Origin of the sequence: Cedecea sp. AS113, from assembly GCF_037152415.1 — a bacterium.
Taxonomy (GTDB): Bacteria; Pseudomonadota; Gammaproteobacteria; order Enterobacterales; family Enterobacteriaceae; genus Cedecea.
Window position 1 is genome coordinate 135,687 of record NZ_JBBCMI010000006.1, and the last position, 26,604, is coordinate 162,290.

Annotated in this window: 24 protein-coding genes and 3 tRNA genes; 14 read left to right on the plus strand and 13 right to left on the minus strand. The window is 54.0% G+C overall.

Annotated features, from left to right (window positions below; genetic code table 11):
• The first annotated feature begins 8 nt into the window (after positions 1-8).
• Positions 9-833: a CPBP family intramembrane glutamic endopeptidase gene (locus WFN87_RS09300; protein ID WP_336982731.1), complete on the plus strand. Its 825-nt coding sequence runs from the start codon at positions 9-11 to the stop codon at positions 831-833.
• 40 nt (positions 834-873) lie between these two features.
• Here the strand turns inward: WFN87_RS09300 and WFN87_RS09305 are convergent, their stop codons facing one another.
• On the minus strand, positions 874-2,514 hold the full coding sequence (locus tag WFN87_RS09305) for an ABC1 kinase family protein (RefSeq protein WP_336982616.1): 1,641 nt from the start codon (positions 2,512-2,514) through the stop codon (positions 874-876).
• A 492-nt stretch (positions 2,515-3,006) separates the two neighbouring features.
• On the opposite strand from WFN87_RS09305, the gene WFN87_RS09310 reads away from it, so the two are divergent.
• The 8 genes from WFN87_RS09310 (at position 3,007) to ldtE (ending at position 10,919) form a co-directional block, all read left to right on the plus strand.
• On the plus strand, positions 3,007-3,852 hold the full coding sequence (locus WFN87_RS09310) for a YadA C-terminal domain-containing protein (RefSeq protein ID WP_336982618.1): 846 nt from the start codon (positions 3,007-3,009) through the stop codon (positions 3,850-3,852).
• A gap of 437 nt (positions 3,853-4,289) precedes the next feature.
• Positions 4,290-4,658 carry a Fe-S cluster assembly scaffold SufA gene (sufA, locus tag WFN87_RS09315; protein ID WP_039292468.1) on the plus strand — a complete coding sequence of 123 codons (369 nt, stop codon included), beginning with the start codon at positions 4,290-4,292 and terminating at the stop codon, positions 4,656-4,658.
• 8 nt (positions 4,659-4,666) lie between these two features.
• Positions 4,667-6,148 carry a Fe-S cluster assembly protein SufB gene (gene sufB / locus WFN87_RS09320; protein WP_008456512.1) on the plus strand — a complete coding sequence of 494 codons (1,482 nt, stop codon included), beginning with the start codon at positions 4,667-4,669 and terminating at the stop codon, positions 6,146-6,148.
• 16 nt (positions 6,149-6,164) lie between these two features.
• Positions 6,165-6,911 (plus strand): Fe-S cluster assembly ATPase SufC, encoded by a 747-nt coding sequence (gene sufC / locus WFN87_RS09325; protein WP_008456510.1) that lies wholly within the window; start codon positions 6,165-6,167, stop codon positions 6,909-6,911.
• Positions 6,886-8,166, plus strand: coding sequence for a Fe-S cluster assembly protein SufD (gene sufD, locus WFN87_RS09330; protein WP_008456509.1), 1,281 nt, complete (start codon positions 6,886-6,888; stop codon positions 8,164-8,166). The genes sufC and sufD overlap by 26 nt, the downstream gene beginning before the upstream one ends.
• Positions 8,163-9,383: a cysteine desulfurase SufS gene (gene sufS, locus WFN87_RS09335; RefSeq protein WP_166874784.1), complete on the plus strand. Its 1,221-nt coding sequence runs from the start codon at positions 8,163-8,165 to the stop codon at positions 9,381-9,383. Before sufD ends, sufS begins: the two co-directional genes overlap by 4 nt.
• 11 nt (positions 9,384-9,394) lie before the next feature.
• On the plus strand, positions 9,395-9,811 hold the full coding sequence (gene sufE, locus WFN87_RS09340; protein ID WP_008456507.1) for a cysteine desulfuration protein SufE: 417 nt from the start codon (positions 9,395-9,397) through the stop codon (positions 9,809-9,811).
• 109 nt (positions 9,812-9,920) lie between these two features.
• A complete protein-coding gene (gene ldtE, locus WFN87_RS09345; protein WP_336982622.1) occupies positions 9,921-10,919 on the plus strand; it encodes a L,D-transpeptidase LdtE in 999 nt (332 codons plus the stop codon).
• 66 nt (positions 10,920-10,985) lie between these two features.
• On the opposite strand, the gene WFN87_RS09350 is transcribed toward ldtE, so the two are convergent.
• From WFN87_RS09350 to WFN87_RS09360, 3 genes are all read right to left on the minus strand, one after another.
• Positions 10,986-11,222 (minus strand): major outer membrane lipoprotein, encoded by a 237-nt coding sequence (locus WFN87_RS09350; RefSeq protein ID WP_008456504.1) that lies wholly within the window; start codon positions 11,220-11,222, stop codon positions 10,986-10,988.
• Between the two features lie 309 nt (positions 11,223-11,531).
• Complete coding sequence (pykF, locus tag WFN87_RS09355; RefSeq protein WP_008456501.1) at positions 11,532-12,944, minus strand: pyruvate kinase PykF; 1,413 nt, start codon at positions 12,942-12,944, stop codon at positions 11,532-11,534.
• Positions 12,945-13,315: 371 nt separating this feature from the next.
• Positions 13,316-13,392, minus strand: a tRNA-Val gene (locus tag WFN87_RS09360).
• Positions 13,393-13,607: 215 nt separating this feature from the next.
• Between WFN87_RS09360 and WFN87_RS09365 the strand changes: the two genes are divergently transcribed.
• Positions 13,608-14,708, plus strand: coding sequence for an FAD-dependent oxidoreductase (locus WFN87_RS09365; protein WP_336982625.1), 1,101 nt, complete (start codon positions 13,608-13,610; stop codon positions 14,706-14,708).
• 36 nt (positions 14,709-14,744) lie between these two features.
• On the opposite strand, the gene WFN87_RS09370 is transcribed toward WFN87_RS09365, so the two are convergent.
• Positions 14,745-15,668 (minus strand): LysR family transcriptional regulator, encoded by a 924-nt coding sequence (locus tag WFN87_RS09370; protein ID WP_336982627.1) that lies wholly within the window; start codon positions 15,666-15,668, stop codon positions 14,745-14,747.
• A 72-nt stretch (positions 15,669-15,740) separates the two neighbouring features.
• On the opposite strand from WFN87_RS09370, the gene WFN87_RS09375 reads away from it, so the two are divergent.
• Both WFN87_RS09375 and WFN87_RS09380 read left to right on the plus strand, forming a co-directional pair.
• Complete coding sequence (locus WFN87_RS09375; RefSeq protein ID WP_336982629.1) at positions 15,741-16,673, plus strand: alpha/beta hydrolase; 933 nt, start codon at positions 15,741-15,743, stop codon at positions 16,671-16,673.
• Positions 16,674-16,737: 64 nt separating this feature from the next.
• Positions 16,738-17,136, plus strand: coding sequence for a Rid family hydrolase (locus tag WFN87_RS09380; RefSeq protein WP_166994107.1), 399 nt, complete (start codon positions 16,738-16,740; stop codon positions 17,134-17,136).
• A gap of 33 nt (positions 17,137-17,169) precedes the next feature.
• Here the strand turns inward: WFN87_RS09380 and WFN87_RS09385 are convergent, their stop codons facing one another.
• The 4 genes from WFN87_RS09385 to mdtK all read right to left on the minus strand — a co-directional run bounded on the left by WFN87_RS09385 (position 17,170) and on the right by mdtK (position 19,209).
• The gene (locus tag WFN87_RS09385) at positions 17,170-17,310 is read right to left on the minus strand and encodes a hypothetical protein (protein ID WP_008456485.1); all 141 of its coding nucleotides are present in this window, start codon (positions 17,308-17,310) and stop codon (positions 17,170-17,172) included.
• 200 nt (positions 17,311-17,510) lie between these two features.
• Positions 17,511-17,587, minus strand: a tRNA-Val gene (locus tag WFN87_RS09390).
• 17 nt (positions 17,588-17,604) lie between these two features.
• Positions 17,605-17,681: transfer RNA gene (locus WFN87_RS09395), tRNA-Val, on the minus strand.
• Positions 17,682-17,835: 154 nt separating this feature from the next.
• Positions 17,836-19,209 (minus strand): MdtK family multidrug efflux MATE transporter, encoded by a 1,374-nt coding sequence (gene mdtK, locus WFN87_RS09400; protein WP_336982632.1) that lies wholly within the window; start codon positions 19,207-19,209, stop codon positions 17,836-17,838.
• Between the two features lie 237 nt (positions 19,210-19,446).
• On the opposite strand from mdtK, the gene WFN87_RS09405 reads away from it, so the two are divergent.
• Positions 19,447-20,091 carry a riboflavin synthase subunit alpha gene (locus WFN87_RS09405; RefSeq protein WP_336817672.1) on the plus strand — a complete coding sequence of 215 codons (645 nt, stop codon included), beginning with the start codon at positions 19,447-19,449 and terminating at the stop codon, positions 20,089-20,091.
• A gap of 59 nt (positions 20,092-20,150) precedes the next feature.
• On the opposite strand, the gene WFN87_RS09410 is transcribed toward WFN87_RS09405, so the two are convergent.
• The 3 genes from WFN87_RS09410 to punC form a co-directional block, all read right to left on the minus strand.
• A complete protein-coding gene (locus WFN87_RS09410; RefSeq protein ID WP_213715784.1) occupies positions 20,151-21,542 on the minus strand; it encodes a glycoside hydrolase family 1 protein in 1,392 nt (463 codons plus the stop codon).
• Between the two features lie 226 nt (positions 21,543-21,768).
• Complete coding sequence (gene cfa, locus WFN87_RS09415) at positions 21,769-22,917, minus strand: cyclopropane fatty acyl phospholipid synthase (RefSeq protein ID WP_166994113.1); 1,149 nt, start codon at positions 22,915-22,917, stop codon at positions 21,769-21,771.
• 296 nt (positions 22,918-23,213) lie between these two features.
• Positions 23,214-24,416, minus strand: a complete 1,203-nt coding sequence (punC, locus tag WFN87_RS09420) for a purine nucleoside transporter PunC (protein WP_336982634.1) — start codon at positions 24,414-24,416, stop codon at positions 23,214-23,216.
• Between the two features lie 114 nt (positions 24,417-24,530).
• Here punC and punR point away from each other — a divergent pair, with 114 nt between their 5' ends.
• The gene (gene punR, locus WFN87_RS09425; protein WP_336982636.1) at positions 24,531-25,469 is read left to right on the plus strand and encodes a DNA-binding transcriptional activator PunR; all 939 of its coding nucleotides are present in this window, start codon (positions 24,531-24,533) and stop codon (positions 25,467-25,469) included.
• Here the strand turns inward: punR and purR are convergent.
• Positions 25,466-26,491, minus strand: coding sequence for an HTH-type transcriptional repressor PurR (gene purR, locus WFN87_RS09430; protein WP_008456478.1), 1,026 nt, complete (start codon positions 26,489-26,491; stop codon positions 25,466-25,468). The two genes, punR and purR, sit on opposite strands and share 4 nt — an antisense overlap.
• Positions 26,492-26,604: the final 113 nt, after the last annotated feature.

The window sequence follows — 26,604 nt, forward strand, 5'->3', positions numbered from 1 at the left end:
GAAAAATGATGTGGATATTGCTGGCAGCCGCCTTACTGGTTTTACAATTTAATAAAAAAATTTCCCTCGGATTATTACTGGTGACCGTGGTATGGGGTGCCGTTGACGGTGTACTCGACTGGCGGGCACTGGCTTCACTGGCGGTAATGACCGCTCTTGCCGTCGCTTATTTAAAAGCCGCAAACAGAAAGCCCGTGCGCTATGTGCTTGAATTTTTGCTGGTCGCCGCCGCAGTAGCGCTGACCATCCATGTTATTCCCGGTTTCCATAATCAAAAGGTGCTGGACTCGGTGACCGCCGGGCCGCAAAGTGCGCCGTTTTCCATGTATTACAACTTCGACAAAGCGCTGGTGCCCTTTATTTTGCTGGTGATGATGAAGTCGCTGTTCGTCAGCGAGCCGAAATATCAGCCCGCTAAGCTCTGGTGGATCTTGCTGATTGCTTTGATCCCAGGGCTGTTGCTATTGGCGGTAGCTTTGGGTGGCTTAAAGATTGAACCTCATTTCCCGCAGTGGCTGCCGCCGTTCCTGTTCGCAAATATTTTCTTTGTTTCGCTGGCGGAGGAAGCGCTCTTCCGGGGGTATCTCCAGCAGCGTTTATCCGGCTTTATGCACCCGGTTGTGGCGCTGATTATTTCAGCCGCGATATTTGGCGGACTGCATTTCGCCGGTGGCCCGCTGCTGATTGTTTTTGCCGCACTGGCGGGGCTTATTTACGGCCTGGCGTGGATGTGGAGCGGGCGGCTGTGGGTTGCCGTGGCGTTTCATGTCGGGCTGAATATGACCCATTTATTGCTGTTTACCTATCCGGTGCTGCAGCATTCTGTGCACTAATTTTTTACGACATCGGAACCTGGCTCCGATGTCGTAAATCTCATCGCCTTAACAACCGAATAACCAGCCATGCGCTTCCCGCAATAGCAAACAACAAGCCAAGTACAGGGAAAAATGGGATGCCAAACAGCGTCCAGTTCAACCCGAGCAGCCATGGAGCTATCGCGATTGTCAGGGCGGCTAAAACAAGGGCGAGCGCCAGAGTAGAGGCCGCTCGCTCAAGCGACTTTCCGAGCTGGTTAATATTCTCTACGTTAATGTCCGCGTGCAGCTTACCGTGACGAAGCCTTTGCATCACCAGACGTAGGGTCTGCGGCAGCGAATCACCTCCCTCAAGAAGCTGGTTGCCGAGTTTAAGCAGGCGTCTGCGGCTCCCGAGGCGGGTATAGCGTTTTAACAGCTCCTGCTTAATCACCGGGCGAAGAATGCGAATAATGTCGAACTGCGGATCCATTCTCAGCAATACGCCGTCCGCGGTGATCAACGCCTTAAACAATAAAACCAAATCCGGCGGCAGCGCCAGCTGGAATTCCCGGACGGTGGAAAGCATATCGGTCAGCGCTTTTCCCAGCTGTAGCGGGAGATTGCCCTGTTTTTGCAGAAAATAGCTGGCTGCAAGTTCCAGTTCGGTAAGATCTACTGTCTCCTGGCCACTCCAGGCGATGAGGGCATCGACAATCCCGCTGGCGTCACGCTCGCTGATGGCATAAATCAGCGACAACAGCTCGTCGCGTCGCGCCTGGCTCAGGCTTCCCACCATGCCGAAATCAATGAAGCCGACCCGGTTGCCCGCCAGGGCCATGACGTTGCCGGGATGCGGATCTGCGTGGTAAGTCCGCAGGTCAAAGAGCATATTGATAAACGCTGTCGCGCCTTTACGCGCCAACAAGGGGCCATCAAACCCGGCGGCGGCAAGCTGCTGGCTGTCAACCGGCGCCACACCGGGCAAAAATGCCTGTACCATCAGCGTCGGGTGGCACCAGTCCCAATAAATCCTGGGGATGACGACGTCTTCGTTGTCAGCGAAAAACTGATAAATCTTTTCCCCGTTGGCTGCTTCATGGCAAAAATCCAGTTCCTGATTCAGGGCGTTTTCCAGATAACGCACCAGCATCACCGGCTGAAAGCGAGCCAGCCCCGCGCTCTGCTGCTCCAGACTTTCCGCCAGGTAACGGAGTAAACGCAGGTCGGCCTTGAGGGTTGTTTCAATCCCGGGGCGCTGAATTTTGACGATAACCTCGTTGCCATTTTTCAGCGTGGCCCGGTGAATTTGTGCTATCGAGCCACTGGCCAGCGGGGTTTCATCAAAGATAGCGAAAACCTCCGCAGGCTGAGCCCCGAGCGTCGCTACAACGCCTGGTTCAAGCTGCGGCCAGGGCAGAGGGCTGGCGCTCGAGTTCAACTGGCTAAGCGCTTCCGTCCATGCGGGTTCAAGCAGGTCGCTACGGGTTGAGAGAATTTGCCCGAGCTTAACGAACGTCGGGCCCAGTTCTTCCAGCGCCGCGCACAGGCGCTGCGGCATCGGTAAAGCATCGTGTTGGCTGCCGCCACGTATTTTGTCATGCAGCGAGGCCAGGCCCAGCAAACGCACAATGTCCTGCAATCCATAGCGAAGGAAAACACCGATAATTTCCTGCAGCCTCACGCGATCGCGGGCGGTGACCATAATCATTTTCAGCATCAGGCTAAGCTCCTTTTTTCTTAACAGGAGGATAGTCGATAAATCGGAATATTTTCACGCCATTCTTATCTCAGGGCAGAGGGTTAGCCTGTCGCATACATGCTGCGGGAAATTTGACGTTAAAGCGATGGAAGGTAATGAGAGTCGTCAATAAAAGCTAACTGATCTTCATCTCATCTATTTATCTTGTTTTTTTTGGTATGTGTATCGTTTTCTCTTATTGCTAAATCTGATTTTTATTATCGATTTTTTACCACTTTTGCCCGAGGTGAATTCTGAAAGTCTGGTGGTTTTTGATGTGTTTGTTTATGTCTAATTTGTTATTTTTTGTTTTTATTGTTTTAAAAAACAATGAGTTAATTTTATTTTTTATGGCTAAGAATATTCACTTCAGGCTATTTTTATCATTATTTCTGTGTTGCCTTGTTAATTCTATTTATGAATAATTTCTCCGCACAGTAATGGTTTAATTATAATAATGGAGTAATTTTAATGAATAATAAGTCTTTGTTGGCCTTTCTTGTTTCTGGATTATTAGTCACCCAGTCTGTCTCTGCTCTTGAATGGGGGGACTGGTCATCAGACGTGACTTCCAGTAACTCCCATGCTGATGCTGATAAAACCAATGGAAATTTCGGTGATATTAAAAATAACGTTGATACCATTGATTCAGCGCTGAATGAAAGCATTCAAAAACAGCAGACAGTCAATGACCAACAAAAAATGCTCAACGATCGGCAGAATACCACCAACGTCAAGCAGGCCGAGTGGAATGAGAACCAGAACAGCGTAAATAGCCAGCAGAATGCGGTGAATCAACAGCAGTCCACGGTTAATGCGAACCAGGCTAACGTCAACAATCAGCAGGGGGCCATTAATCAGACCCAGGCAAATCTGAACAATCAGCAGGGGGCCATTAATCAGACTCAGGCAAATCTGAACAATCAGCAGGGGGCCATTAACCAGTCTCAGGCAAATCTGAATACGCAGCAGAATACCATTAACCAGAGTCAGGCCAGGAGCAATGCTCAGTTCCAGGACTCCATCACCCAGCTTAATGGCGATCTTAACCATCTCGGTAACCGCGTGGATAAACTGGATCACAAAATGAAGCGTGGGTTTGCCTCCCAGGCGGCGCTCTCAGGGCTTTTCCAGCCCTACAGCGTTGGCAAATTCAACCTTTCTGGCTCGCTAGGCGGGTATGAATCTACCAGCGCGATGGCCATTGGTAGCGGGTATCGGTTCAATGAAAATGTCGCCGCAAAGGCCGGGATTTCAACCAATACCGAGGACTTCAAGGCCGTGACATACAATGCGGCAGTCAACTTTGAGTGGTAATGCAGCCCAACATAGCTAACTCAGTTCCCCTGGTTAACCTTATGCCCTGGTAACCAGGGGGCGGATTTTTCTGAACAGATACCTTAATCCCCCTGCGACCGCACCTCTTCTTGTTCCCGTAAAACTGAAAATTACTGGTACTTTATGGCGCTAATTTCGCATTCAGTGCGCCTCCAATCACATAAATAGATATTTTCTATACATCTTTTATCTTGCCCGGTTCAGGCGTTTTTCATCTTTGATATTTCCTTTTACACCAGTGGCTTAAACAGCTCTTTTCGCCATCGGCAAGAGTTTCATGACGGTCTATCCTTAGTAAAGACGCCCAAAAAACCAGCGTTTCGCGAATACCCCTGTTTTCATAACGTTGTATTGATAATTGTTATCATTAACATAAGGGTATCGGCCTTCGGGCGCAGAGAATGATGAGGTGAAGAATGGATGTGCAAACCGGTTCCTTTGATCCCAATGATTTTGCCTGGCAGGGGCTGACCCTGACCCCGGCCGCCAGCGCGCATATCCGCGATCTGGCCGCCAAACAACCCGAGCTTAAAGGCATCCGCCTGAGTATCAAACAGACGGGCTGCGCTGGCTTTGGCTACGTGCTGGACACGGTCACCGAGCCGAAGCCGGACGATCTGGTCTATGAGTTTGACGGCGCGCGCCTGTGGGTGCCGCTCTCCGCCATGCCTTTTATCGACGGCACGGAAGTGGATTACGTGCGTGAAGGCCTGAATCAGATCTTTAAATTTAATAACCCGAAAGCGCAGCACGAGTGCGGCTGCGGCGAAAGCTTTGGGGTATAGGCGGTACTATGTCTCGTAATACTGAAGCAACTGACGATGTCAAAACCTGGACCGGCAACCTCAATTATAAAGAGGGCTTTTTCACCGAGCTGCAGACCGAGCAGCTGGCGAAGGGCATAAATGAAGAGGTGGTTCGGGCAATCTCTGCCCGTCGTAACGAGCCCGAATGGATGCTGGAGTTTCGTCTCAACGCCTTCCATGCATGGTTGAAAATGGAAGAGCCGCACTGGCTGAAGGCGAATTACGACAAACTGAATTACCAGGATTACAGCTATTACTCTGCGCCATCCTGCGGGAGCTGCGACGACACCTGTGCGTCCCAGCCCGGAGCGGTGCAACAGCCACCTAATGCTTTCCTGACGAACGAAGTCGAAGACGCGTTTAAGCAGCTTGGTGTACCGGTGCGCGAAGGCAGTGAAGTGGCGGTTGACGCCATTTTTGACTCCGTGTCTGTGGCAACCACTTACCGCGAAAAACTCTCCGAGCAGGGCATTATTTTCTGCTCCTTCGGCGAGGCGATTCACGACTACCCGGAACTGGTCAAAAAATACCTGGGTACCGTGGTGCCGTCTAACGATAACTTCTTCGCCGCGCTTAACGCCGCGGTGGCCTCTGACGGCACCTTTATTTACATCCCGAAAGGCGTGCGCTGCCCGATGGAGCTGTCCACCTATTTCCGTATCAACGCGGAAAAAACCGGTCAGTTCGAGCGCACGATTTTAGTGGCGGATGAAGGCAGCTACGTTAGCTACATCGAGGGCTGTTCTGCACCAGTGCGCGACAGCTACCAGCTCCACGCCGCCGTAGTGGAAGTGATTATTCACCGCGATGCGGAAGTGAAGTACTCCACGGTGCAAAACTGGTTCCCGGGGGACAACAACACCGGCGGCATCCTGAACTTCGTCACCAAGCGCGCCCTGTGCGAAGGTGAGAACAGCAAGATGTCCTGGACACAGTCAGAAACCGGCTCTGCCATCACCTGGAAGTACCCGAGCGTGATCCTGCGTGGCGACAACTCCATCGGCGAGTTCTTCTCCGTGGCGCTGACCTCCGGCCATCAGCAGGCGGATACCGGCACCAAAATGATCCACATCGGCAAGAACACCAAATCGACGATCATCTCGAAAGGGATCTCCGCCGGTCATAGCCAGAACAGCTACCGCGGCCTGGTGAAAATCATGCCCACCGCGACCAACGCTCGTAACTTCACCCAGTGCGACTCGATGTTGATCGGGCCGGACAGCGGGGCGCACACCTTCCCGTACGTGGAGTGCCGCAACAACACGGCGCAGCTGGAGCACGAAGCCACCACGTCGCGCATTGGTGAAGATCAGCTGTTCTATTGCCTGCAGCGTGGCATCAGCGAAGATGACGCCATCTCGATGATCGTCAACGGGTTCTGCAAAGACGTGTTCTCAGAGTTACCGCTCGAATTCGCGGTGGAAGCACAAAAATTATTAGCCATCAGCCTCGAACACAGCGTCGGTTAAGGATTAAGGGAAAACTATGTTAAGCATTAAAGATTTACAGGTCAGCGTTGAGGATAAAGAGATCCTGCGTGGCTTAAACCTCGAAGTGAAGCCGGGCGAAGTTCACGCCATCATGGGGCCAAACGGCTCCGGGAAAAGTACTTTATCCGCCACGCTTGCCGGTCGTGAAGACTACGAAGTGACCGGCGGCTCGGTGCAGTTCAACGGCAAAGACCTGCTGGAACTGTCGCCGGAAGACCGCTCCGGCGAAGGTATTTTTATGGCCTTCCAGTACCCGGTGGAAATTCCCGGCGTCAGCAACCAGTTCTTCCTGCAAACCGCGCTGAATGCGGTGCGGGAATACCGGGGCCTCGAGTCGCTGGATCGCTTTGATTTTCAGGATCTGATGGAAGAGAAAATCAAGCTGCTGCAAATGCCGGAAGATTTACTCACCCGCTCGGTGAACGTCGGCTTCTCCGGCGGCGAGAAAAAGCGTAACGACATTCTGCAAATGGCAGTGCTGGAGCCGGAGCTGTGCATTCTCGATGAAACCGACTCCGGGCTGGATATTGATGCCCTGAAGATTGTGGCCGAAGGCGTTAACTCGCTGCGTGACGGCAAGCGTTCATTTATCGTGGTCACCCACTACCAGCGTATCCTCGACTACATCAAGCCGGACTTTGTTCACGTGCTGTATCAGGGGCGCATCGTTAAATCTGGCGATTTCAGCCTGGTGAAACAACTGGAGGAGCAGGGTTATGGCTGGCTTACCGAACAGCAGTAACGGCAACGCGCTCCAGCAGTGGCATCATCTGTTTGAAGCTCAGGGCACGGGCCGCTCGCAGGTGGCCCAGCAGCATATGCAGCAGCTGTTGCGCCTGGGTTTACCGACACGCAAGCATGAAAACTGGAAATACACGCCGCTCGACGGGTTGCTGAATAACCAGTTTGTCTTTGCGCCTCAGTCGCCTTTAAGTGCGCAACAGCGTGACGAGCTTGCCCTGCCTGTAGACGCGCTGCGGCTGGTGTTTGTTGACGGGCATTTCAGCGCCGAACTAAGCGATGACATCGCCGACAGCGGTTTTGTGATAAGTATCGACGATAACCGCCAGACGCTGCCCGCGCCGGTTCAGGGCGAAGTGTTCCTGCACCTCACGGAAAGCCTGGCGGAGACCGTGACGCATATCCGCGTGGCGCCTAACACGCAGCCTGAAAAAGCGCTGTTGCTGATGCACGTCACGCGCGGCAGCAAGGCGCAGGAGATGGCGACGGCACATTACCGTCACCACCTGATCCTTGAGCAGGGCGCTCAGGCCACGGTGATGGAGCACTTCGTCAGCCTTGACGAGGCGGCGCATTTCACCGGCGCACGATTTACCGCCGAAGTGGCCGCCAACGCGCAGCTTAGCCACTACAAGCTGGCGTTTGAAAATGCCGCCAGCTACCACTTTGCGCACAACGATCTACTGATTGAGCAGGACTCGACGGTGAGCAGCCACAGCTTCCTGTTGGGGGCCGCAGTGCTGCGCCACAATACCAGCACGCAGCTTAACGGCGAGAACAACCAGCTGCACATCAACAGTCTGGCGCTGCCGGTAAATAACGAGGTGTGCGACACCCGAACCTGGCTTGAGCACAACAAGGGCTACTGCAACAGCCGCCAGCTGCATAAAACCATCGTGCGTGATAAGGGCCGAGCGGTGTTTAACGGCATGATCAAAGTGGCTCAGCACGCGATTAAAACCGACGGGCAGATGACCAACAATAACCTGTTGCTTGGCCGCCTGGCGGAGGTGGACACCAAGCCACAGCTGGAAATCTACGCCGATGACGTGAAGTGCAGCCATGGCGCAACCATCGGGCGCATTGATGACGAACAGATGTTCTACCTGCGCTCCCGTGGTATCAGCGAACAGGCTGCACAGCAGATGATAATCTTCGCCTTTGCCGCAGAGCTTACCGAAAGTATTCGCGACGAGGCCTTAAAACAGCAGGTGCTGGCACGTATCGCCCGGCGCTTTGCAGGGGGCGAGGCATGAGTTTTTCAATTGAGCAGGTCAGGGCTGATTTCCCGATTCTGAGCCGCGAGGTCAACGGCCAGCCGCTGGCCTATCTGGACAGCGCCGCCAGCGCGCAGAAACCACAGGCGGTGATTGACGCCGAGCTTGAGTTTTATCGCCATGGGTATGCCGCAGTGCACCGTGGCATTCATACTCTGAGCGCAGAAGCAACCACCCTGATGGAAAACGTGCGCAGTCAGGCGGCACGCTTTATCAACGCGGCAAAACCGGAAGAGATTGTCTTTGTGCGTGGCACCACCGAGGGGATAAACCTCGTGGCCAATAGCTGGGGCAGCGCCAACGTCCAGGCCGGGGATAACATCATCATCAGCGCCATGGAACACCACGCTAACATCGTGCCGTGGCAGATGCTGTGTGAGCGTACCGGTGCGGAGCTGCGCGTTATCCCGCTCAACCAGGACGGCACGCTGCAGCTTGATGTCTTCCCGACGCTGATTGACGAGCGCACAAAACTGTTGGCGATTGCCCACGTTTCTAACGTGCTCGGTACCGAAAACCCGGTGAAGGAGATGATCGCTACCGCGCATCAGGCGGGCGTCAAAGTGCTGGTGGATGGCGCACAAGCGGTGATGCACCACGTCACGGATGTGGCGGCGCTGGACTGCGATTTTTATCTTTTCTCCGGGCACAAGATTTACGGGCCAACGGGGATTGGCGTGTTGTATGTGAAAGAAAGCATTCTGCAGGATATGCCGCCATGGGAAGGCGGTGGGTCGATGATTGCTACCGTCAGCCTGACTGCAGGGACGACTTACGCCGCAGCCCCGTGGCGCTTTGAAGCCGGGACGCCAAACACGGCTGGCATTATCGGCCTTGGGGCAGCGTTGAGCTACGTTGAAGGGCTGGGCATGGAGGCGATTGGCGAGTATGAACGCAACCTGATGCGCTATGCTCAACACGCGCTGCAGGCCGTGCCCGATCTCACCGTATACGGCCCGGCAGAGCGCCGTGGTGTGTTGGCGTTTAATCTCGGGAAACATCATGCCTATGACGTCGGCAGCTTCCTCGACAACTACGGCATCGCGGTTCGCACCGGGCACCATTGCGCCATGCCGCTGATGGCGTTCTACAGCGTCCCGGCCATGTGCCGCGCCTCCTTTGCCATGTACAATACCGAACAAGAAGTGGATCGCCTGGTCGCCGGCCTGCAGCGTATCCACAGCCTGTTAGGATAACGGAGACGGTCATGGCCACGCTGCCGGATAAAGACAAACTGCTAAAAAATTTCAGCCGCTGTGCGAACTGGGAAGAGAAGTATCTCTACATTATCGAACTGGGCAGCCGCCTGCCGGAACTGGCGGCGGAGCAGCACAAGCCTGAACATATTATTCAGGGCTGCCAGAGCCAGGTATGGATAGTCATGCACCAGCAGCCCGATGGGGTGATTACGCTGGAGGGTGACAGCGATGCCGCTATCGTTAAAGGGCTGATCGCTATCGTATTTATTCTCTATCAGCAAATGACGCCGCAGGATATCGTGGCGTTTGATGTGCGCCCGTGGTTTGAAAAAATGGCGCTCGCACAGCATCTGACGCCATCCCGCTCTCAGGGGCTGGAAGCGATGATTCGCGCAATTCGCAACCAAGCCACCAATCTCATTTAAGTTAGCTAAACTTAATCATACCTATGGTCCTGTTTTGCGAGGCGGTTTTCTGCCTCGCTTGTCTTTCAGCCTGCTGGCGCTCGCCAGCGCGACTACAGGAATAAAAAGTATGAAATACGCGTCTTTACTCACACTGGCCATTATCGGCGCTCTGAGCGCTATTCAGCCCGCTTTAGCCCTGGATTATCCCTTACCGCCGGAAGGCAGCCGCCTGATTGGCCAAAACCAGACTTATACCGTACAGGCAGGCGATCGTAACCTGCAGGCTATTGCCCGGCGTTTTGACACCGGTGCGATGCTGCTGCTGGAGGCCAATAACACCATTGCGCCAGTGCCTAAACCCGGCACGGTGCTAACCATCCCCAGCCAGCTGCTGCTGCCGGACGTGCCGCGCGAGGGGATTGTGGTGAATCTTGCCGAGCTGCGGCTGTATTACTTCCCGCCAGGACAAAACATTGTGCAGGTTTATCCGATTGGTATTGGTCTGCAAGGGCTGGAGACGCCGCTGATGACCACCAGGATTGGGCAAAAGATCCCCAACCCTACCTGGACACCTACCGCCGGTATTCGCCAGCGCTCCCTGGAAAAAGGGATCAAGCTGCCGCCCGTCGTGCCTGCCGGGCCTAATAACCCGCTGGGGAGATTCGCCATGCGGCTGGCCTACGGTAATGGCGAGTACCTGATTCACGGTACCAGCGCGCCGGACAGCGTGGGGCTGCGCGTCAGCTCCGGTTGTATCAGAATGAATGCCCCCGACATCAAAGCCCTGTTTGAGCAAACGAAAACTGGCACGACGGTGCGGGTGATTAACGATCCGGTGAAATTCTCCGTTGAGCCAAACGGCGTTCGCTACGTCGAAGTCCATCGGCCGCTTTCTCAGGATGAGCAGCAGAACACGCAGACTATGCCTTACGTGCTTCCCGCGGGCTTTAGCGAGTTCCGGGCCGGTAGCGGCGTGGAGAAAGCGTTAGTGGAGAAGGCGCTATACAGGCGTGCGGGGTATCCCGTTGTGGTCTCTGCGGGGCAAACACCTGCGGCAACGATGGCGGTGCAGTCGGCGAGGAATGGCGTGGTAAATGCAGAAGAGGCGACTAGCGCGACACAGTAGCCGGTGGGGATAAATGACAGGCAAAAAAAATGGCGCACATTGTGCGCCATTTTATACCAGTGACTCTTACTTACGGTAAGAGTGAGCCTGGTTGTCCAGACGCTGGTTAGCGCGAGCGGCGTCGTCTTTAGCAGCCTGAACGTCAGAACGCACTGCGTTCACGTCGTTGCTCAGCTGATCAACTTTAGCGTTCAGAGTCTGAACGTCAGAAGACAGTTGATCGATTTTAGCGTTAGAAGAACAACCTGCCAGCATAGTAGAAGCCAGGATTACCGCGCCCAGTACCAGTTTAGTACGATTCATTATTAATACCCTCTAGATTGAGTTAATCTCCATGTAGCGTTACAAGTATTACACAAAGTTTTTTGTGATGAGAATAATTTTTTGTCGGGAATACCCCTAAATTTGATCGTTCGCTCAAAGAAGCACCGAACGGAGCCGGAAAGTTAAAAAAAAGAGAGAAAACAGGGGAATTTCATCGGATTCATCTTAATTAAGAGTAAGCTTAAATAGTAAAATCCGATTTGCATTTTTATTAAGATCTGACTGCAAGTGATATAAAAAAAGCGCCCGGAGGCGCTTTTTTGTTAATTAAACTTGTTAACAAGTCAATTACAGAACATGGACCGAGGCGGTGTTAGTGGTGCCGCTTGGGACCAGCGCACCAGAAACCATCACCACGATATCGCCTTTACGAGCCAGGCCGCTTTCCAGCGCCACTTCTTTACCCAGGCGGTAGAAGTCGTCGGTGGAGGCAATTTCTTTCACCATCTGGGTGACAACGCCTTTGCTCAGCACCAGCTGGCGCGCGGTTACTTCGTTGGTGGTCAGCGCCAGAATAGTCGCGTTCGGGAAGTATTTACGCACGGCTTTAGCGGATTTACCGCCCTGGGTGGCAACCACGATCAGCGGGGCTTCCAGTTTTTCTGCGGTTTCAACGGCGCCACGGCAAACGGCTTCGGTGATGCGCAGTTTACGGCTGTCGTTGCTGTTGTCCAGACGGCTGGTCATCACGCGGTCGGTACGCTCGCAGATAGTTGCCATGATGGTCACAGCTTCCAGCGGGTATTTACCTTTTGCAGACTCACCGGACAGCATCACTGCGTCGGTGCCGTCGATGATGGCGTTAGCAACGTCACCGGCTTCTGCGCGGGTAGGGCGCGGGTTTTTGATCATGGAGTCGAGCATCTGGGTTGCGGTAATCACCACTTTACGTGCACGAACGCATTTCTCGATCATCATCTTCTGCGCGAAGATAACTTCTTCCACCGGGATTTCTACGCCCAGGTCGCCACGAGCAACCATGATGCCGTCAGATGCTTCGAGGATTTCGTCGAAGTTGTTCAGGCCTTCCTGGTTTTCGATTTTGGAGATGATCTGGATTCTCTCGCCGCCGTGGGCTTTCAGGTGCTCACGAATTTCAACCACGTCAGAACGCTTACGGATGAAGGAGGCTGCCACGAAGTCAACGCCCTGTTCGCAGCCGAAGATCAGATCCTGTTTGTCTTTCTCAGCCAGCGCTGGCAGCGCGATGGACACGCCCGGCAGGTTAACGCCTTTGTTCTCACCGAGGTCGCCGTTGTTCAGCACTTTACAGATAACTTTGTTGCCTTCGATGGCGGTGACTTCCATGCCGATCAGGCCATCGTCCACCAGAACGGTGTTGCCTACGGTCAGGTCATTGGTGAAGCCTTCGTAGGTCACTGCGACGATTTCGCTGTTACCAACCACGGATTTGTCGGTGGTGAAGGTAAAGGTCTGGCCTGCTTTCAGGGAGACGTCGTTACCGCCTTCCAGCTTGATGGTACGGATTTCTGGCCCTTTGGTGTCCAGCAGGATAGCGGCTTTTTTACCTGTTTTAGCAACGACGTTGCGCAGGTTTTTAATGCGCTGGCCGTGTTCTGCATAGTCACCGTGGGAGAAGTTCAGACGCATAACGTTCATGCCCGCGTCGAGCATTTTAGACAGCATCTCTTCGGATTCGGTTTTTGGACCGATGGTGCAAACGATTTTAGTCTTTTTCATGACAGTCTTATCTATAAGTTGAGGAGGAATGTTGAAATCGTGTTCCGGGAGACCGGGCTGCCGGAGCTTAAAAGAATACTGTGGTGTTGAAAGTGGCACCTGGTAAGGATAGGTGACAGAAATAAAGCGTGCAGAGGAAAGTGTGCTTGTGGTTCAGCAGGGGAAAGCGTTAGACGATGTTGTTGTATAAAAAAGGAGTCCAATGAGCTGAAACCATTCAAGTTAAGAACGGGCGTAGTATAGATAAATCTGGCTGGAAAAGGAATCAAAACCGTTGATTCAGCGACGGAGTGCACAGTTTTACAGCGAGTTGTTATCAGGGCGTTGCCAGATGTTTGAGCGTTTTCAGAGATGATGAAAATAAAAAGAAATGGTGCGTTCAATTGGACTCGAACCAACGACCCCCACCATGTCAAGGTGGTGCTCTAACCAACTGAGCTATGAACGCATTTAATACGATTTATAAAACGATAACCGACTGAATTGATTATTGTTTTATCTTCTTTGGTGAGAAGTAACAACATTATGACGGGCAATCGGGATGTTGACAAGCCCCGTAGAAACCGTCCGGTGAATGTTTGAGCTTTTTATGCTTGTTCTGGCTGGCGTTTCAATCTGGCTGCTGATAAAACCGTTTCTTCTCCGACAGTCAGAGGCATTTTTATGATAACCATTATTGGCGCTGGTGTAGCGGGGCCGCTGCTGGCGTACATGTTGCACCGCCAGGGTATTGCGGTCTGTATTCTCGAGGCTGATGCTTCTCTCGATTCACGCCATCAGGGTGGCATGCTCAATCTGAACGAAGGCACGGGTAAACCTGCACTTCGAGCGGCGGGATTGTATGAAGCCGCAATGGCTCTGGTGTTGGAGGGGGCGGATGCAACTCTGATGCGTGATAAAAACGGCCATATCTTGTATCAGGATGAAGGTGATGGCTCCCGCCCGGAAGTCGACCGCGGCGCGTTGCGCAAACTAGTGATAGAGGCGTTGCCCAAGGGGATCATTCGTTGGAACAGTCGGGTAAGGTCCGTCGAACGACAGGGCACAGGCTTTCTTCTCCGGCTAGAGAACGGCAGTACGCATGTTTGTGATGCCCTGATAGGCGCCGATGGTGCGTGGTCGAAAGTCAGGCCTTTGTTAACGGGACAGCAACCGCTTTATTCCGGAATAACCTTTGTTGAGCTGCGTTACCCGAACGTAAGCCAGCAATATCCTGCGGTGAAAGCGCTGGTGGGCAAGGGGTCGTTGTTTGCTCTGAGCGAAGGCCGGGGCATCATGGCTCACTGTGAACCTGGAGACGAGGTTTCAGCCTATGCCGCCATACCCGTACCGGAAGCGCAATCGCGCAGAACCTTTACTCGTGATGAATTGGCTGAACACTTCCGTGACTGGGGCGAATGCTACCGCGAGATGTTGATGCAAAGTGAGGGGCCGATGGTTGCCAGGCCAATCTATGTGTTACCTACCGCGGAGTTCTGGAAGGCAGCGGGAAATGTGACCCTGATTGGTGATGCCGCGCATGTTATGTCACCTTTTGCCGGGGAGGGCGTGAATCTGGCGATGGCGGATGCCGTCGATCTCGCCTATGCCATCATTTCCCAGCCTTTCAGCATGGAGGGTGCTTTTAAGGTATATCAGGAGGCAATGGCTGCACGAACCGTTCGTTTTCAGCAGGAGTCTGCCGCGAATTTTGCCATGGGGTTTGCGGCTGATGCGCCGCGGGAACTGCTGGGGTTATTCACCGGGTTAGGAGCGCAGGATTAGAGCCTGTCATTCCCAAATCATTTCATCGGGATGTTGTTAATGGTCCATATGCTTCACCAGGCTGTCGATAAACAACCTCACTTTGGCTGCCAGATGTTTCCGATTAGGGTACACCACGTTCACGCTCAGTGGCGTGCCGCCTAATTCAGGCAGTACGGGCACCAGTGTGCCCTCTGCGACATCCCGGGCAACGAGAAAAGCTGGCAGGAAAGCGATGCCTAAGCCTGCAACAGCGGCGGCGCAAATAGCCTCTCCGCTGTCGAAGCGGATCCTGCTGTGCCCTTCAACCAACACGCTCTCATTGCTGGCCGTGAACAGCGTCCAGTTTGTCGTTTGAGGGCTCAGGCCGTAAATCAGCCGCTGGTGAAGGCGAAGATCTTCTGGCGAACCTGGTATACCTGAACTGGCCAGGTAGTCTGGGGAAGCAAACAGATGAGGGCGAATGCGCTGCACGGTTCGTGCAATAAGCTGCGAATCTTTCGGTAAATCACCCAGTCGGAGGCTGAGATCGAACCCCTCCGCGACGAGGTCCACCACGCGGTCGGTGAAATTGACTTCAATATCCAGTCTCGGGTAGGCCGCCATGAAGTGCTTCAGAAAAGGCAGAAGCACTACTTTGCCCCACGTTTCCGGGACGCTGAGCCGAAGCACTCCGCCGGGGCTGGAAAAATTCTGCCGGACACTCGCCTCTGCTTCTTCAATATCCTGCAAAATCTGTGCGCAGCGTTCATAAAAACCGTAGCCATCGCGGGTCAGGGCGACGCTTCGCGTCGTACGATTAAATAGTCGCGTTTCCAGCTGTGCTTCAAGGCGTGCAATCGCTTTTCCTGCGGCGGAACGGGTTAAGCCCAGCGCCTTTCCTCCGGCGACAAAGCTCCCGCTTTCCACGATAGCCACGAAAACTCGCAGGCTACCGAGATCGAGGTCTGAATGGCTTTTAGTGCCTGTGCGGAGTGACATTGGCGAACCTCTTTCGTCAAATCATTAAGCATAATCTTTTTTGTTTAATCACAGTAGACAATGGAGAAATAAATGCTTCCTGATAACGCACAGGCAGCCCTTATGGGCTGGATAAAAGCCGCCGGGCCGGTTGTGAAGAAGGTATATGGCCAGTCTGATGCTGACTGGAAAGCAGTTCGGGCTGACTATGTGAAGCAGCTGGATGAGTTGTTCCCTCCCGTGGAGGGCGTAGCCTTTGCCGATGCCAGCCTGGGCGGTATTGGTGCGATGTTGGTCACGCCTGAGGAAGTCACTGAGGGTCGGGTGATGATTTATATTCATGGCGGAGGCTATGTTCACGGTGGGGTCGAAGCTTATCGGGGATTAACCGGGCGTTATGCTCGCGCCTTGAAGGCTAAAGTATATGCGGTAGATTATCGTCAGGCGCCTGAGTTTCCTTTCCCGACGCCAATCGATGATGTCTTTCAGGCCTACCGAGCCTTGCTTGAGCAGGGTACAAACCCGCGCTCGCTGATAATTTCGGGGGATTCTGCCGGTGGGGCGATGGTTGTCACGCTGATGCGTAAAGCGCGCGATGCTGGCCTGGCATTACCCGCCGCCGCAGTAGCTATTTCACCGTGGGCTAACTTAACGCATAGCGGCGTATCTGCAACGGTGCGGGATGGGCTGGACCCTTTATGCAGCGTAGCTTTCCTGAACCAACTGGCCCGAAGTTTCCTTGCCGGAGAGCTGCCCACACATCCGGATGCTTCTCCGGTTTTTGCCGATGTACAAGGCCTTTCTCCCACGCTGATACAGGTTGGTGAAAACGAGGTGATGCTGAGCGACGCCATTCGCCTTGCATCCCACATGAGTGAGAGCCGGGTTCGTACCACTCTAGAAGTTTGGCCGGAAATGTTTCACGTCTGGCATTTGTTTGCCGGGATATTGCCGGAGGCGGACCAGGCGCTACGAAACGCGATAAGATTCTTCGAAGATGCGCTAAACCCGGTCAACATCGGGTGAGATAAAAATGATTCATCTGCAGGCGCGTGAATTGCGAGCCTTTAAATAATGGGGAGAGACAGTCGTGTCAGACAGAGAAATTATTATGCCGCCTTCCATGCAAGTACTTGCTGAACGGGCGGGATATGCACCTGCGGTGGTGGTAGGTAACACGGTTTATTGTGCCGGGCAGGTTGGGCGCACGCCTGATTTGCAGGTGATAGCTGACCCAAGGGCGCAGTTTATGGCCTGCTGGGAAAACCTGCGTCTGGTCCTTCAGGCCGCGGGCTGCAACTTTGAAGACGTTGTGGAAATGACTACTTACCACGTAGACATGGAAGAACACATGGCTGTTTTTCGGGAGGTGAAAGACGAACTGTTTCCGCGGGGACACTGTGCCTGGACCTGCGTCGGCGTGTCAGAACTGGCTCGCCCGGGGCTGCTGGTTGAAGTGAAATGTATTGCCGTGAGAAGAACGGCGTAACATAAAAAACCGGCTGAGTAAGCCGGTTTTTTATCAGATTTTGCAGGCGTCGCCGCAGTCGTCATCGGCCACAACGGCCTGAGCTTTTTTGTCTGCGTCTTCCTGGCGCTCGGCGTTGCGCGCTTCGGCTTCATCTAACCCGGAAAACACCAGATTATTGAGATCGATTTCCATAAGTTACCTGTCGTGGTTTAGTGAATGACTCGCTTTATGATATGCAACCTTTCGGGTTTTCGCATCACCAAACAACGGCGGACGCTCAAAACGCTAAAAATGACGTTTTCATGCGCTACTGGCTTGCGTGTAAAAATGAAATTTGGAATTTATCAGCTGGAAGAAAAGCGGGTTAAAGAAGGGAACTGCTTTAGCAAATATGGTGCGTCCGAGTGGACTCGAACCACCGACCCCCACCATGTCAAGGTGGTGCTCTAACCAACTGAGCTACGGACGCACTGATATATTTGAAAATGGTGCGTTCAATTGGACTCGAACCAACGACCCCCACCATGTCAAGGTGGTGCTCTAACCAACTGAGCTATGAACGCATTGTTGTCTTGGCGACAGCGGGGACGAATATTAGCGATACACCTCGGGGCTTGCAAGGGAAAACTCGCAATTTTATTCCAGATTTCACACGATTGCCGAGCATCTGCGCAGAATGGAGAGAAAGTAGCCGCGGATGCGGCTACCGTTGTTTAATTAACGAGCGGCGCGCTGCAGGATTGTGACGGAAGGCTGACGCTGCAGCCAACGCATACGCAACATCATCATGACCGCGGCGGAAGTCAGGCCGATAATAAAGCCGATCCAGAACCCGGCCGGGCCCATCGGTTCGACGACCCTGTCGGTTAGCCCCAGAATATAGCCGGCTGGCAGCCCCAGCACCCAGTACGCGATGAACGTAATAAAGAAGATCGAGCGGGTATCTTTGTAGCCACGCAGAACGCCGCTGCCAATCACCTGGATTGAGTCGGATATCTGGTAAATGGCTGCCAGCAGCATCAGATGCGCCGCCAGCGCGACAACTGCCGGATTGTCGTTGTACAGCAGAGCAATGTGCTCCCGGAAAATAACGGTAAACAACGCGGTGCACATCGCCAGGCAAATGGCCACGCCAACCCCGGTGCGGGCGGCGATTTGTGCATCCAGGGTTGAGCCCTGCCCAAGACGGAAACCGACGCGAATAGTCACCGCGGCCCCTAAAGAGAGCGGCAGCACAAACATCAGCGAGCTGAAGTTGAGGGCAATCTGGTGCCCGGCAACGTCGGTGATACCCAGCGGGGAAACCAGCAGGGCGACAACGGCAAACAGCGTAACTTCAAAGAACAACGCCAGGGCAATCGGCAGTCCGAGCTGGCTCAGGCGCTTGACCACCGCCCAGTCCGGCTTGCTGAAACCTTCCGGGTTTTTGATGTCGCGCATCGAACGCGCTTTTTTGATGTAAGACAGCATGCTGAAGAACATCACCCAGTATACCGCCGCCGTTGCCACGCCGCAGCCCACGCCGCCCAGTTCGGGCATGCCGAAATGGCCATAAATGAAGACGTAGTTGACCGGAATATTGACCAGCAGGCCGATAAAGCCCATCACCATACCTGGCTTGGTTTTGGCCAGGCCTTCGCACTGGTTACGTCCTACCTGGAAGAACAGGTAACCTGGCGCCCCCCACAGCAGTGCTCGGAGATAGCGAACGGCTTTATCCGCCAGTTCAGGATCGATATTGTGCATAGCGTGAATGATATGGCCCGCGTTCCACAACACCACCATCACCAGCACGGAAACCATGCCAGCCAGCCAGAACCCCTGGCGAACCTGGTGCGCAATGCGGTCACGTCGCGCCGAACCGTTGAGTTGCGCAACGGTTGGCGTTAAGGCCAATAGCAGCCCGTGGCCGAACAGAATAGCGGGCAGCCAGATGGAGGTGCCGATCGCCACGGCGGCCATGTCGGTAGCGCTGTAGCCGCCGGCCATCACGGTATCGACGAATCCCATTGCAGTTTGAGCGACCTGCGCGATGATGACAGGTATCGCCAGGGCAAGGAGCTGGCGAGCTTCGATGAGGTACTTCTGCATGATTACACCTGATTATTTTTATATGTATGAGAGACTAAAAAAGCCGCCAAAACAGGCAGCAAGAAGATGAACTGGGGAAATAACCAGTCTATTGTAGCGGGAGTTTATTTATACGCCAGTCAAAAATAGAGCCAGCGCACGCCCCGCACTGGCAAGCTGATTTTCCAACTGTTAAAGTGCGAAAATGTCTGTTAATGGCGGTAGCGTTACCGTCTGCGAATTGCCAGGAGTTTTTAGATGTTTACAGGTATTGTGCAGGGCACGGCGACCCTGATTTCCATCGATGAGAAACCGAATTTCCGCACCCACGTTATTGATATGCCGACTGAAATGCTGCCAGACCTCGAAACCGGGGCTTCGGTGGCGCATAACGGCTGCTGCCTGACGGTAACCGAAATCAACGGCAATCACGTTAGCTTTGATTTGATGAAAGAGACGTTGCGCATCACCAACCTCGGTGAGCTAAGCGTGGGCGACAGCGTGAACGTTGAGCGTGCTGCTAAATTTAATGACGAAATCGGCGGACATTTAATGTCGGGTCATATTATGACCACGGCCGAAATTTCAAAAATCCTGACCTCAGAAAATAACCGCCAAATCTGGTTTAAGATTCAGGATAAGACCCTGATGAAATATATCCTTTATAAAGGTTATGTGGGCATCGACGGGATCAGCCTGACGGTGGGCGAGGTGACCGCCACGCGTTTTTGCGTGCATCTGATCCCTGAAACACTGGAGCGCACTACGCTTGGTGCTAAAAAACTGGGGCAGCGCGTGAACATTGAAATTGACCCGCAGACCCAGGCAATTGTCGACACCGTTGAACGCGTGCTGGCTAGCCGTGAAGCGGCAATAGCAGCGGCGATTCCCGCTAGCGAATAAACATTCTTCAGCCATAAAAAACGGGGCCAGTTGGCCCCGTTTCTCGTTCTTAACCAGGATTAATCTTCTTCGTTAAACCCGTTTTCGACTGCAGTTTTCATAAACCACTCGCCGCTTTTCTTAATCGTGCGCTGCTGGGTATTAAGATCCAGCGACACAAAGCCATAGCGGTTTTTGTAGGCGTTGCACCATGACCAGTTATCGATAAATGTCCACATGTGGTAACCAAGGCAGTTGCTGCCCTCGCTGATGCCCTTATGCAGCCACTTCAGGTGGTCACGAACGAAATCAATCCGGTAATCATCGTTGATTTGGCCGTTGTCGATAAAGCGCTGTTCGTTTTCGACGCCCATGCCGTTTTCTGAAATATAGCAGGCCGGGTTGCCGTAATTTTCACGCAGATTGGTGAGAATATCGTAGATCCCGCGCTCGTAGATTTCCCAGCCACGATAAGGGTTCATTTTGCGACCCGGCATTTCGTAGGACTCAAAGAACCACTCCGGCATAAACGGACTTTCCGGGTTAACCAGCGTGTCGCGACACTTAATGCGGCGCGGCTGGTAGTAGTTAATCCCCAGTAAGTCTACGACGCCCGCAGCGAGCAGGGCTTTGTCTTCAGGCTGACAGGCCGGAAGTTTATCGTGCTCTTTCAGGAACGCGACCAGCTCAGCAGGATATTCACCGCGCAGTGCCGGGTCGAGGAAACTGCGGTTAAACATCAGGTCGGCCAGGTTGGCGGCCTTTACGTCAGCCGGGTTTTGCGAACGAGGGTAAGATGGCGTCAGGTTGAGAATGATGCCAATCTGGCCGTCATCGCTGCGGGCATGGTAAGCTTTGACCGCTTTAGCGTGGGCAAGCATGGTGTGGTAAGCGACGGTCACCGCGCGGTTGAAATCCACCACGTTAGGGTAGTGGTAGTCATAGAGGTAGCCGCATTCAACCGGAACAACCGGCTCGTTGAAGGTAAACCAGTGCTTCACGCGATCGCCGAAAAGCTCGAAACAGGTATTGGCGTAGGCGGCATAGGCATCAACCACTTCACGGCTTTCCCAGCCGCCTTTTTCCTGCATCACCATGGGCATATCAAAGTGGTACAGGTTGATAAATGGCTTAATGCCCTGAGCCAACAGTTCGTCAATCACCTGGTTATAGAACTCAACCGCCAGCGGGTTGACTTCACCCGTGCCCTCGGGAATCAGGCGAGCCCAGGAAATGGAGGTGCGGAAAGTATTGTGATTGAGCTTTTTCAGCAGGGCGATGTCTTGCTTCCAGCGCTGATAAAAAGTTGAGGTGTTTTGCGGCCCGACGCCGTGGTGGAAACGGTTAGGCTGCTCGGCGAACCATCGGTCCCAGATGGTTTCAGATTTGCCAAAGTTCAGCGCTTCGCCCTCGGTTTGTGGGCCGGAGGCTGCGCTGCCCCACCAGAAATGCTCAGGAAATGCGTATTTCATCGTTGTCCTCACGGTCTGACCTGCCATCTCCGACAGGCAATCATTGATGCGGCTAATGCCCAGATTGTCTGTGATTGATGAAACCGGTTTCCATCCCAGGAAATGATATCTGTTAAGCAGATCAAGCCGCTAAGCGCAGGCAGGGCTAAACCTGTGAGGTTAATCACATTGGTGCGCAAAGAGAGACAATTGCAAAGAAGAAAACCCGGCATTCACCGGGTCTGTTTTAACGGGGTACGCGCAGGCCGTGCTCAATGCCCCGGCTGAAAACAACCTGCCAGAGCTGAATGTCGCGCGCCCGGAAAGCGCCGGCGCAGGCATTCAGGTAGTAGCTAAACATCCTTTTAAAGCGCTCAGAATAGTTGCCTTCGATTTCTGACCAGGTTGCCAGAAAACGCTCGTGCCAGGCCATCAGCGTTTTGTCATAGTCGGCGCCGAAGTTGTGCCAGTCTTCCATCACAAAATGCGGTTCGCTGGCCTCGGCAATCTGCCGCACCGACGGCAGGCAGCCATTAGGGAAAATGTACTTATTGATCCACGGATCGACATTATTGTCGGTCTTTTTAGAACCTATTGTGTGTAGCAGGAAAATGCCGTCCGGCTTGAGGTTGCGGTCGGCAACGTCAAAGTAGGTGGCATAATTTTTAGGCCCGACGTGCTCAAACATGCCGACGGAAACAATGCGGTCAAATTGTTCGTTCAGGTCGCGGTAGTCCTGTAAAAGGATGGTGACATCCAGGCCTTTGCAACGCGCCTGCGCCATTTTTTGCTGTTCTGCTGAGATAGTCACACCAAAGACGGATACGCCATAGTTGCGTGCTGCAAACTCGGCCAGACCGCCCCAGCCGCAGCCGATATCCAGCAGCTTCATACCGGGTTTCAGCTGCAGCTTTTCGCAGATCATTTTGAGCTTGGCATCCTGAGCGTCGCTGAGATTTGTCGCGTCTTTCCAGTAACCGCAGGAGTATTGCATGTGCTTGTCCAGCATCCGGCTGAACAGATCGTTGCCAAGATCGTAATGCTCTTTCCCGACTATCCATGCGCGTTTTTTAGACTGCAGGTTAACCAGTCTTGCCGCCGCAATGCGCAGGGTATCTTTGAAATGGTGGGGGAGTTGGTTTTCCAGCCCGGCACGCAGGACTTTAGTGAAAAAGATATCCAGCCGTTCGCATTCCCACCAGCCGTCCATATAGCTTTCGCCAAGGCCGAGAGAACCTTCCTGCAGAACGCGTTTAAAAAAGTTCGGGTTTTTGACCTGAATATCAAAGGGGTTTGGGCCGTTGAGGGTGATACCTGCCCGGCTCAGCATTTCATTTGCGATACGATACCATTCGTTATCTCGTACGCTCACTTCTTCTATACACGATGAACTCATAGCTTCTCCATCACCTTGTTGTGATCAGAACCTTAAAACAGCGTAGACGCTATTCCCGGCTTGTGAGAACTCTCACGGAAAATTCCGCGTGCCTGATATCCGACGTAGAACAGAGAAAGGGGGGATTCTCCCTTACTGAAAGGCCATCCATGGAAAAACGGAAGCGCTCCGGCTTCCGCAAAATAAAATTGATAAGGCTTATCGTAGAACCGCAATTACTATAAGCCCGTTTAATTGAGGGTTCAATGGAATATTGTTAGCAAGCTAATCACACAACATTCACATTATCATGCAGGTTACTGTGCGCGGGACAGCTCGCTGTGGCCCTTGTTGGGTGCTTCGCGTTGGGCTGCGTGTTGCAGGGCATAGCCCAGACCAGCAAGCAGGACTGTCGCCAGCATCACGCTGGTGGTGGTCAGCAGCGGCGTAGTGATCAGCCAGGAAACCATTAAGCTTGCCAGGAAGCAAAGCCCAAGCTGCAGGGTGTTTTGCAGGGCTGCGGCTTTCCCGGTTGCCTGCGGGAAAGGCAGCAGGGCCGAGGACACCACGATAGGGTAGATGGCGCCGTTCGCCGCGGCCATCACGCAGAACGGAATAAGCAGCAGCGTCAGATCAGCATGGCCGCTCACCGCCACGCCCCAGGTGGCGACCACGCTCAGGGTATACAGCGCCAGCAGCCACGGAAGTAGCTGTTTGCCACTCCACTTTTGCAGCGCGCTGCGGCAGCCATAGCCACCAACCAGGAAAGCGACAGTCTGCGGCATGTAGCTCAGGCCAATCGCCGCGGGGCTGTAGCCCATCTCATTCAGAATAAATGGCGAGCCGGTAAGCCAGGCGAAAAAGCTGGCGGAACAGGCGGCGTAAATCAGCACGTTGCCACCGTAAACGCGGGAACGTAATAAAGAGAAGAAGCTGACTTTATTGTCTTCGGTTTGCCCGTGGTGCTGAGTCCGGGGCTTGAGGCGCAGCGTGGGGATCATCAGCAGCAAAGCGACGGCGAACAGCACGGCAAAAATAGCCTGCCATTCAAAATGGTTCAGCAGCCAACTGCCGAGCAGCGGGGCCAGCGCCGGAGAAAGCCCGACCAGCGGCATGATGGTGGCAAAAATGCGGCCAGCGCGGTTGGCGGGATAATAATCAGTCACCAGGGCCTGCCAGCTAACGGCGGCTGAGCAAACGCCCACGGCCTGAACAAAGCGCAGCACCAGCAGCGTGGTGGCATCCTGCACCCAAAGCATTCCGATACAGCCGGCGGCAAACATGGCCAGGCCAATCAACAGCACAGGTTTACGCCCGAAGCGGTCGGAAAGCGGGCCCCAGATTAGCTGGGCAAAAGCAAAGCCGGCGAGGAACAGGCTCAGGCTGGCACTCACGGCGGAGGCGGTGGTACCCAGATCTTGTTGAATGGCGGCAAAGGCGGGCAGGTACATGTCGGTGGCCAGGAAACCCAGCACGCTCAGCCCCGCAAGCCAGATAAGAAATCCCTTTGATGGTTGCATATTTCACTCTTGATTTTGATAGCAGGTTAACGGGGCAGGAGTCTACGGAGTGCAAAACCGCTTGTGAAACGCTAATATTTGCAAATTGCATTCAATTTTTTTGCAGGCAGAAATATGTGGTCTGAATATTCGCTGGAAGTGGTTGATGCCGTGGCGCGAAACGGCAGCTTTAGCGGTGCAGCCCAGGAGCTGCATCGCGTGCCTTCTGCCATTAGCTACACGGTGCGTCAGCTTGAAGAGTGGCTGGCCGTGCCGCTGTTTGAACGGCGTCATCGGGACGTTGAGCTGACCGCCGCCGGGGCGTTTTTTCTCAAAGAAGGTCGGTCTGTTATCAAAAAAATGATGGCAACGCGCCAGCAGTGCCAGCAGATAGCCAACGGCTGGCGTGGGCACCTGTCCATTGCGGTAGACAATATCGTTAAACCTGATCGTACTCGCCAGCTGGTGCTGGATTTTTATCGTCATTTCCCGGATATCGAGTTAAGGATTTCCCAGGAAGTGTTCAACGGCGTGTGGGATGCGCTTGCCGACGGGCGAGTTGAGGCGGCGATTGGCGCCACGCAGGCTATCCCGGTCGGGGGGCGTTACGCATTTCGGGACATGGGGGCGCTAAGCTGGCGCTGCGTGGTTTCCGCTGACCATCCGCTTGCGCAACGGGAAGGTATCATTCTGGATGATGACATTCGTCCCTGGCCATCCCTTGTGCTGGAAGACACATCCCGTTCGTTACCCAAGCGCATTACCTGGCTGCTGGACAACCAACGCCGCGTGGTGGTGCCGGACTGGGCGTCGGGGGCGGATTGCCTGACGGCGGGATTATGCATTGGTATGGTGCCGACGCACATTGCCCAGCCGTGGCTCGTCAGGGGCGACTGGAAAGAGCTGATGCTGGAGAATCCATTCCCGGACGCGGCCTGCTGCTTAACCTGGCGGCAGGACGATGCTTCGCCCGCTTTGAGCTGGCTGCTGGACTATTTGGGTGACAGTGAGACGATGAATCAGGAGTGGTTGCAGGAGCCGGGTAACATATTCCCGGCCCCCGAAGAGGCTTAGCGGCGGTAATCGCGGAACGGGCCGTCGGCCACCGAGCGGCGTTCAATCAGACGAGGATGGACTTCAATCGTCTGCGACTCTTCGCGCTTATTAATGATGCGGTCGAGCAGCATGTTAAACGCCGTTTCGCCCAGGCGCTCTTTCGGCTGGTGGATTGTGGTCAGCGCCGGAGAGAAATAGCGGGCGTTGCGCACGTTGTCGTAGCCTATGATAGAAATGTCCTGCGGCACGCGCAGCCCCATTTCGTCTGCGGCGCAAATTGCACCCATCGCCATAATATCGCCGCCGCAGAAAACGGCGGTAGGGCGATGCGGCTGGTTAAGCAGTTGCTGCATGGCGCGATAACCAGACTCTGGTTCGAAATCACCCTGAACCACCCAGTTATCCGGCACTTTGATATTGGCTTCTTCAAGCGCCTTCAGGAACCCTGCATGGCGGCCGCCGCCGGTATTTCGCTCCAGCTGACCCGGAATAGCACCGATATCGCGATGGCCACGTTCAATCAGGTAGCGGCCCGCAAGGTAGCCGCCGTGGAAGGCGTTATCGACCACGGAATCGGTAAAGTCCGCACGAGCTTCGCCCCAGTCCATCACCACCATCGGAATATGGCGGTACTCTTCCAGGGTTGAAAGCAGTGTCTCAGGGTATTCGGAACACATGACCAGCAGCCCATCCACGCGTTTTTGCGCCATCATGGACAGGTATGCGCGCTGCTTTTCAAAGTTGTTGTGCGCGTTGCCCAGAATCAGGGTGTAGCCCTTGGCGAAACAGCTGTTCTCAACGGATTCAATAATTTCCGCAAAATAAGGGGCTTCGCTTGAGGTGGCAAGCAGGCCGATGGATTTGGTGTGGTTGACCTTCAGGCTGCGAGCCACGGCGCTAGGCGAATAGTGCAGCTCTTTGATGGCTGCCCAGACGGCGTTGCGTGTCTCTTCCGCCACAAAACGGGTCTTGTTAATGACATGTGACACAGTGGTAGTGGAAACGTTTGCGCGCTTCGCTACGTCCTTAATCGTTGCCATTAGATGTCACTCCAGACCATATCGTAAACTCCTGATAACTCATGTGTTAAACGTTTGCCTTCGCTAACTCCTGGGGCAACACGTTGGTTGCAGGCCTGTCGGGGATGCGACAT

Excerpts from the sequence above, each read along its gene's own strand:
- WFN87_RS09405 (WP_336817672.1), top strand. The coding sequence starts at position 19,447 with ATGTTTACAGGTATTGTGCAGGGCACGGCGACCCTGATTTCCATCGAT.
- mdtK (WP_336982632.1), bottom strand. The coding sequence starts at position 19,209 with ATGCAGAAGTACCTCATCGAAGCTCGCCAGCTCCTTGCCCTGGCGATA.
- punR (WP_336982636.1), top strand. The coding sequence starts at position 24,531 with ATGTGGTCTGAATATTCGCTGGAAGTGGTTGATGCCGTGGCGCGAAAC.
- WFN87_RS09365 (WP_336982625.1), top strand. The coding sequence starts at position 13,608 with ATGATAACCATTATTGGCGCTGGTGTAGCGGGGCCGCTGCTGGCGTAC.
- sufE (WP_008456507.1), top strand. The coding sequence starts at position 9,395 with ATGGCCACGCTGCCGGATAAAGACAAACTGCTAAAAAATTTCAGCCGC.
- punC (WP_336982634.1), bottom strand. The coding sequence starts at position 24,416 with ATGCAACCATCAAAGGGATTTCTTATCTGGCTTGCGGGGCTGAGCGTG.
- WFN87_RS09300 (WP_336982731.1), top strand. The coding sequence starts at position 9 with ATGTGGATATTGCTGGCAGCCGCCTTACTGGTTTTACAATTTAATAAA.
- WFN87_RS09305 (WP_336982616.1), bottom strand. The coding sequence starts at position 2,514 with ATGCTGAAAATGATTATGGTCACCGCCCGCGATCGCGTGAGGCTGCAG.
- sufC (WP_008456510.1), top strand. The coding sequence starts at position 6,165 with ATGTTAAGCATTAAAGATTTACAGGTCAGCGTTGAGGATAAAGAGATC.
- purR (WP_008456478.1), bottom strand. The coding sequence starts at position 26,491 with ATGGCAACGATTAAGGACGTAGCGAAGCGCGCAAACGTTTCCACTACC.
- WFN87_RS09375 (WP_336982629.1), top strand. The coding sequence starts at position 15,741 with ATGCTTCCTGATAACGCACAGGCAGCCCTTATGGGCTGGATAAAAGCC.
- pykF (WP_008456501.1), bottom strand. The coding sequence starts at position 12,944 with ATGAAAAAGACTAAAATCGTTTGCACCATCGGTCCAAAAACCGAATCC.
- sufS (WP_166874784.1), top strand. The coding sequence starts at position 8,163 with ATGAGTTTTTCAATTGAGCAGGTCAGGGCTGATTTCCCGATTCTGAGC.
- WFN87_RS09385 (WP_008456485.1), bottom strand. The coding sequence starts at position 17,310 with ATGGAAATCGATCTCAATAATCTGGTGTTTTCCGGGTTAGATGAAGCC.
- WFN87_RS09350 (WP_008456504.1), bottom strand. The coding sequence starts at position 11,222 with ATGAATCGTACTAAACTGGTACTGGGCGCGGTAATCCTGGCTTCTACT.
- WFN87_RS09310 (WP_336982618.1), top strand. The coding sequence starts at position 3,007 with ATGAATAATAAGTCTTTGTTGGCCTTTCTTGTTTCTGGATTATTAGTC.
- sufB (WP_008456512.1), top strand. The coding sequence starts at position 4,667 with ATGTCTCGTAATACTGAAGCAACTGACGATGTCAAAACCTGGACCGGC.
- cfa (WP_166994113.1), bottom strand. The coding sequence starts at position 22,917 with ATGAGTTCATCGTGTATAGAAGAAGTGAGCGTACGAGATAACGAATGG.
- ldtE (WP_336982622.1), top strand. The coding sequence starts at position 9,921 with ATGAAATACGCGTCTTTACTCACACTGGCCATTATCGGCGCTCTGAGC.
- sufA (WP_039292468.1), top strand. The coding sequence starts at position 4,290 with ATGGATGTGCAAACCGGTTCCTTTGATCCCAATGATTTTGCCTGGCAG.
- WFN87_RS09410 (WP_213715784.1), bottom strand. The coding sequence starts at position 21,542 with ATGAAATACGCATTTCCTGAGCATTTCTGGTGGGGCAGCGCAGCCTCC.
- WFN87_RS09370 (WP_336982627.1), bottom strand. The coding sequence starts at position 15,668 with ATGTCACTCCGCACAGGCACTAAAAGCCATTCAGACCTCGATCTCGGT.
- sufD (WP_008456509.1), top strand. The coding sequence starts at position 6,886 with ATGGCTGGCTTACCGAACAGCAGTAACGGCAACGCGCTCCAGCAGTGG.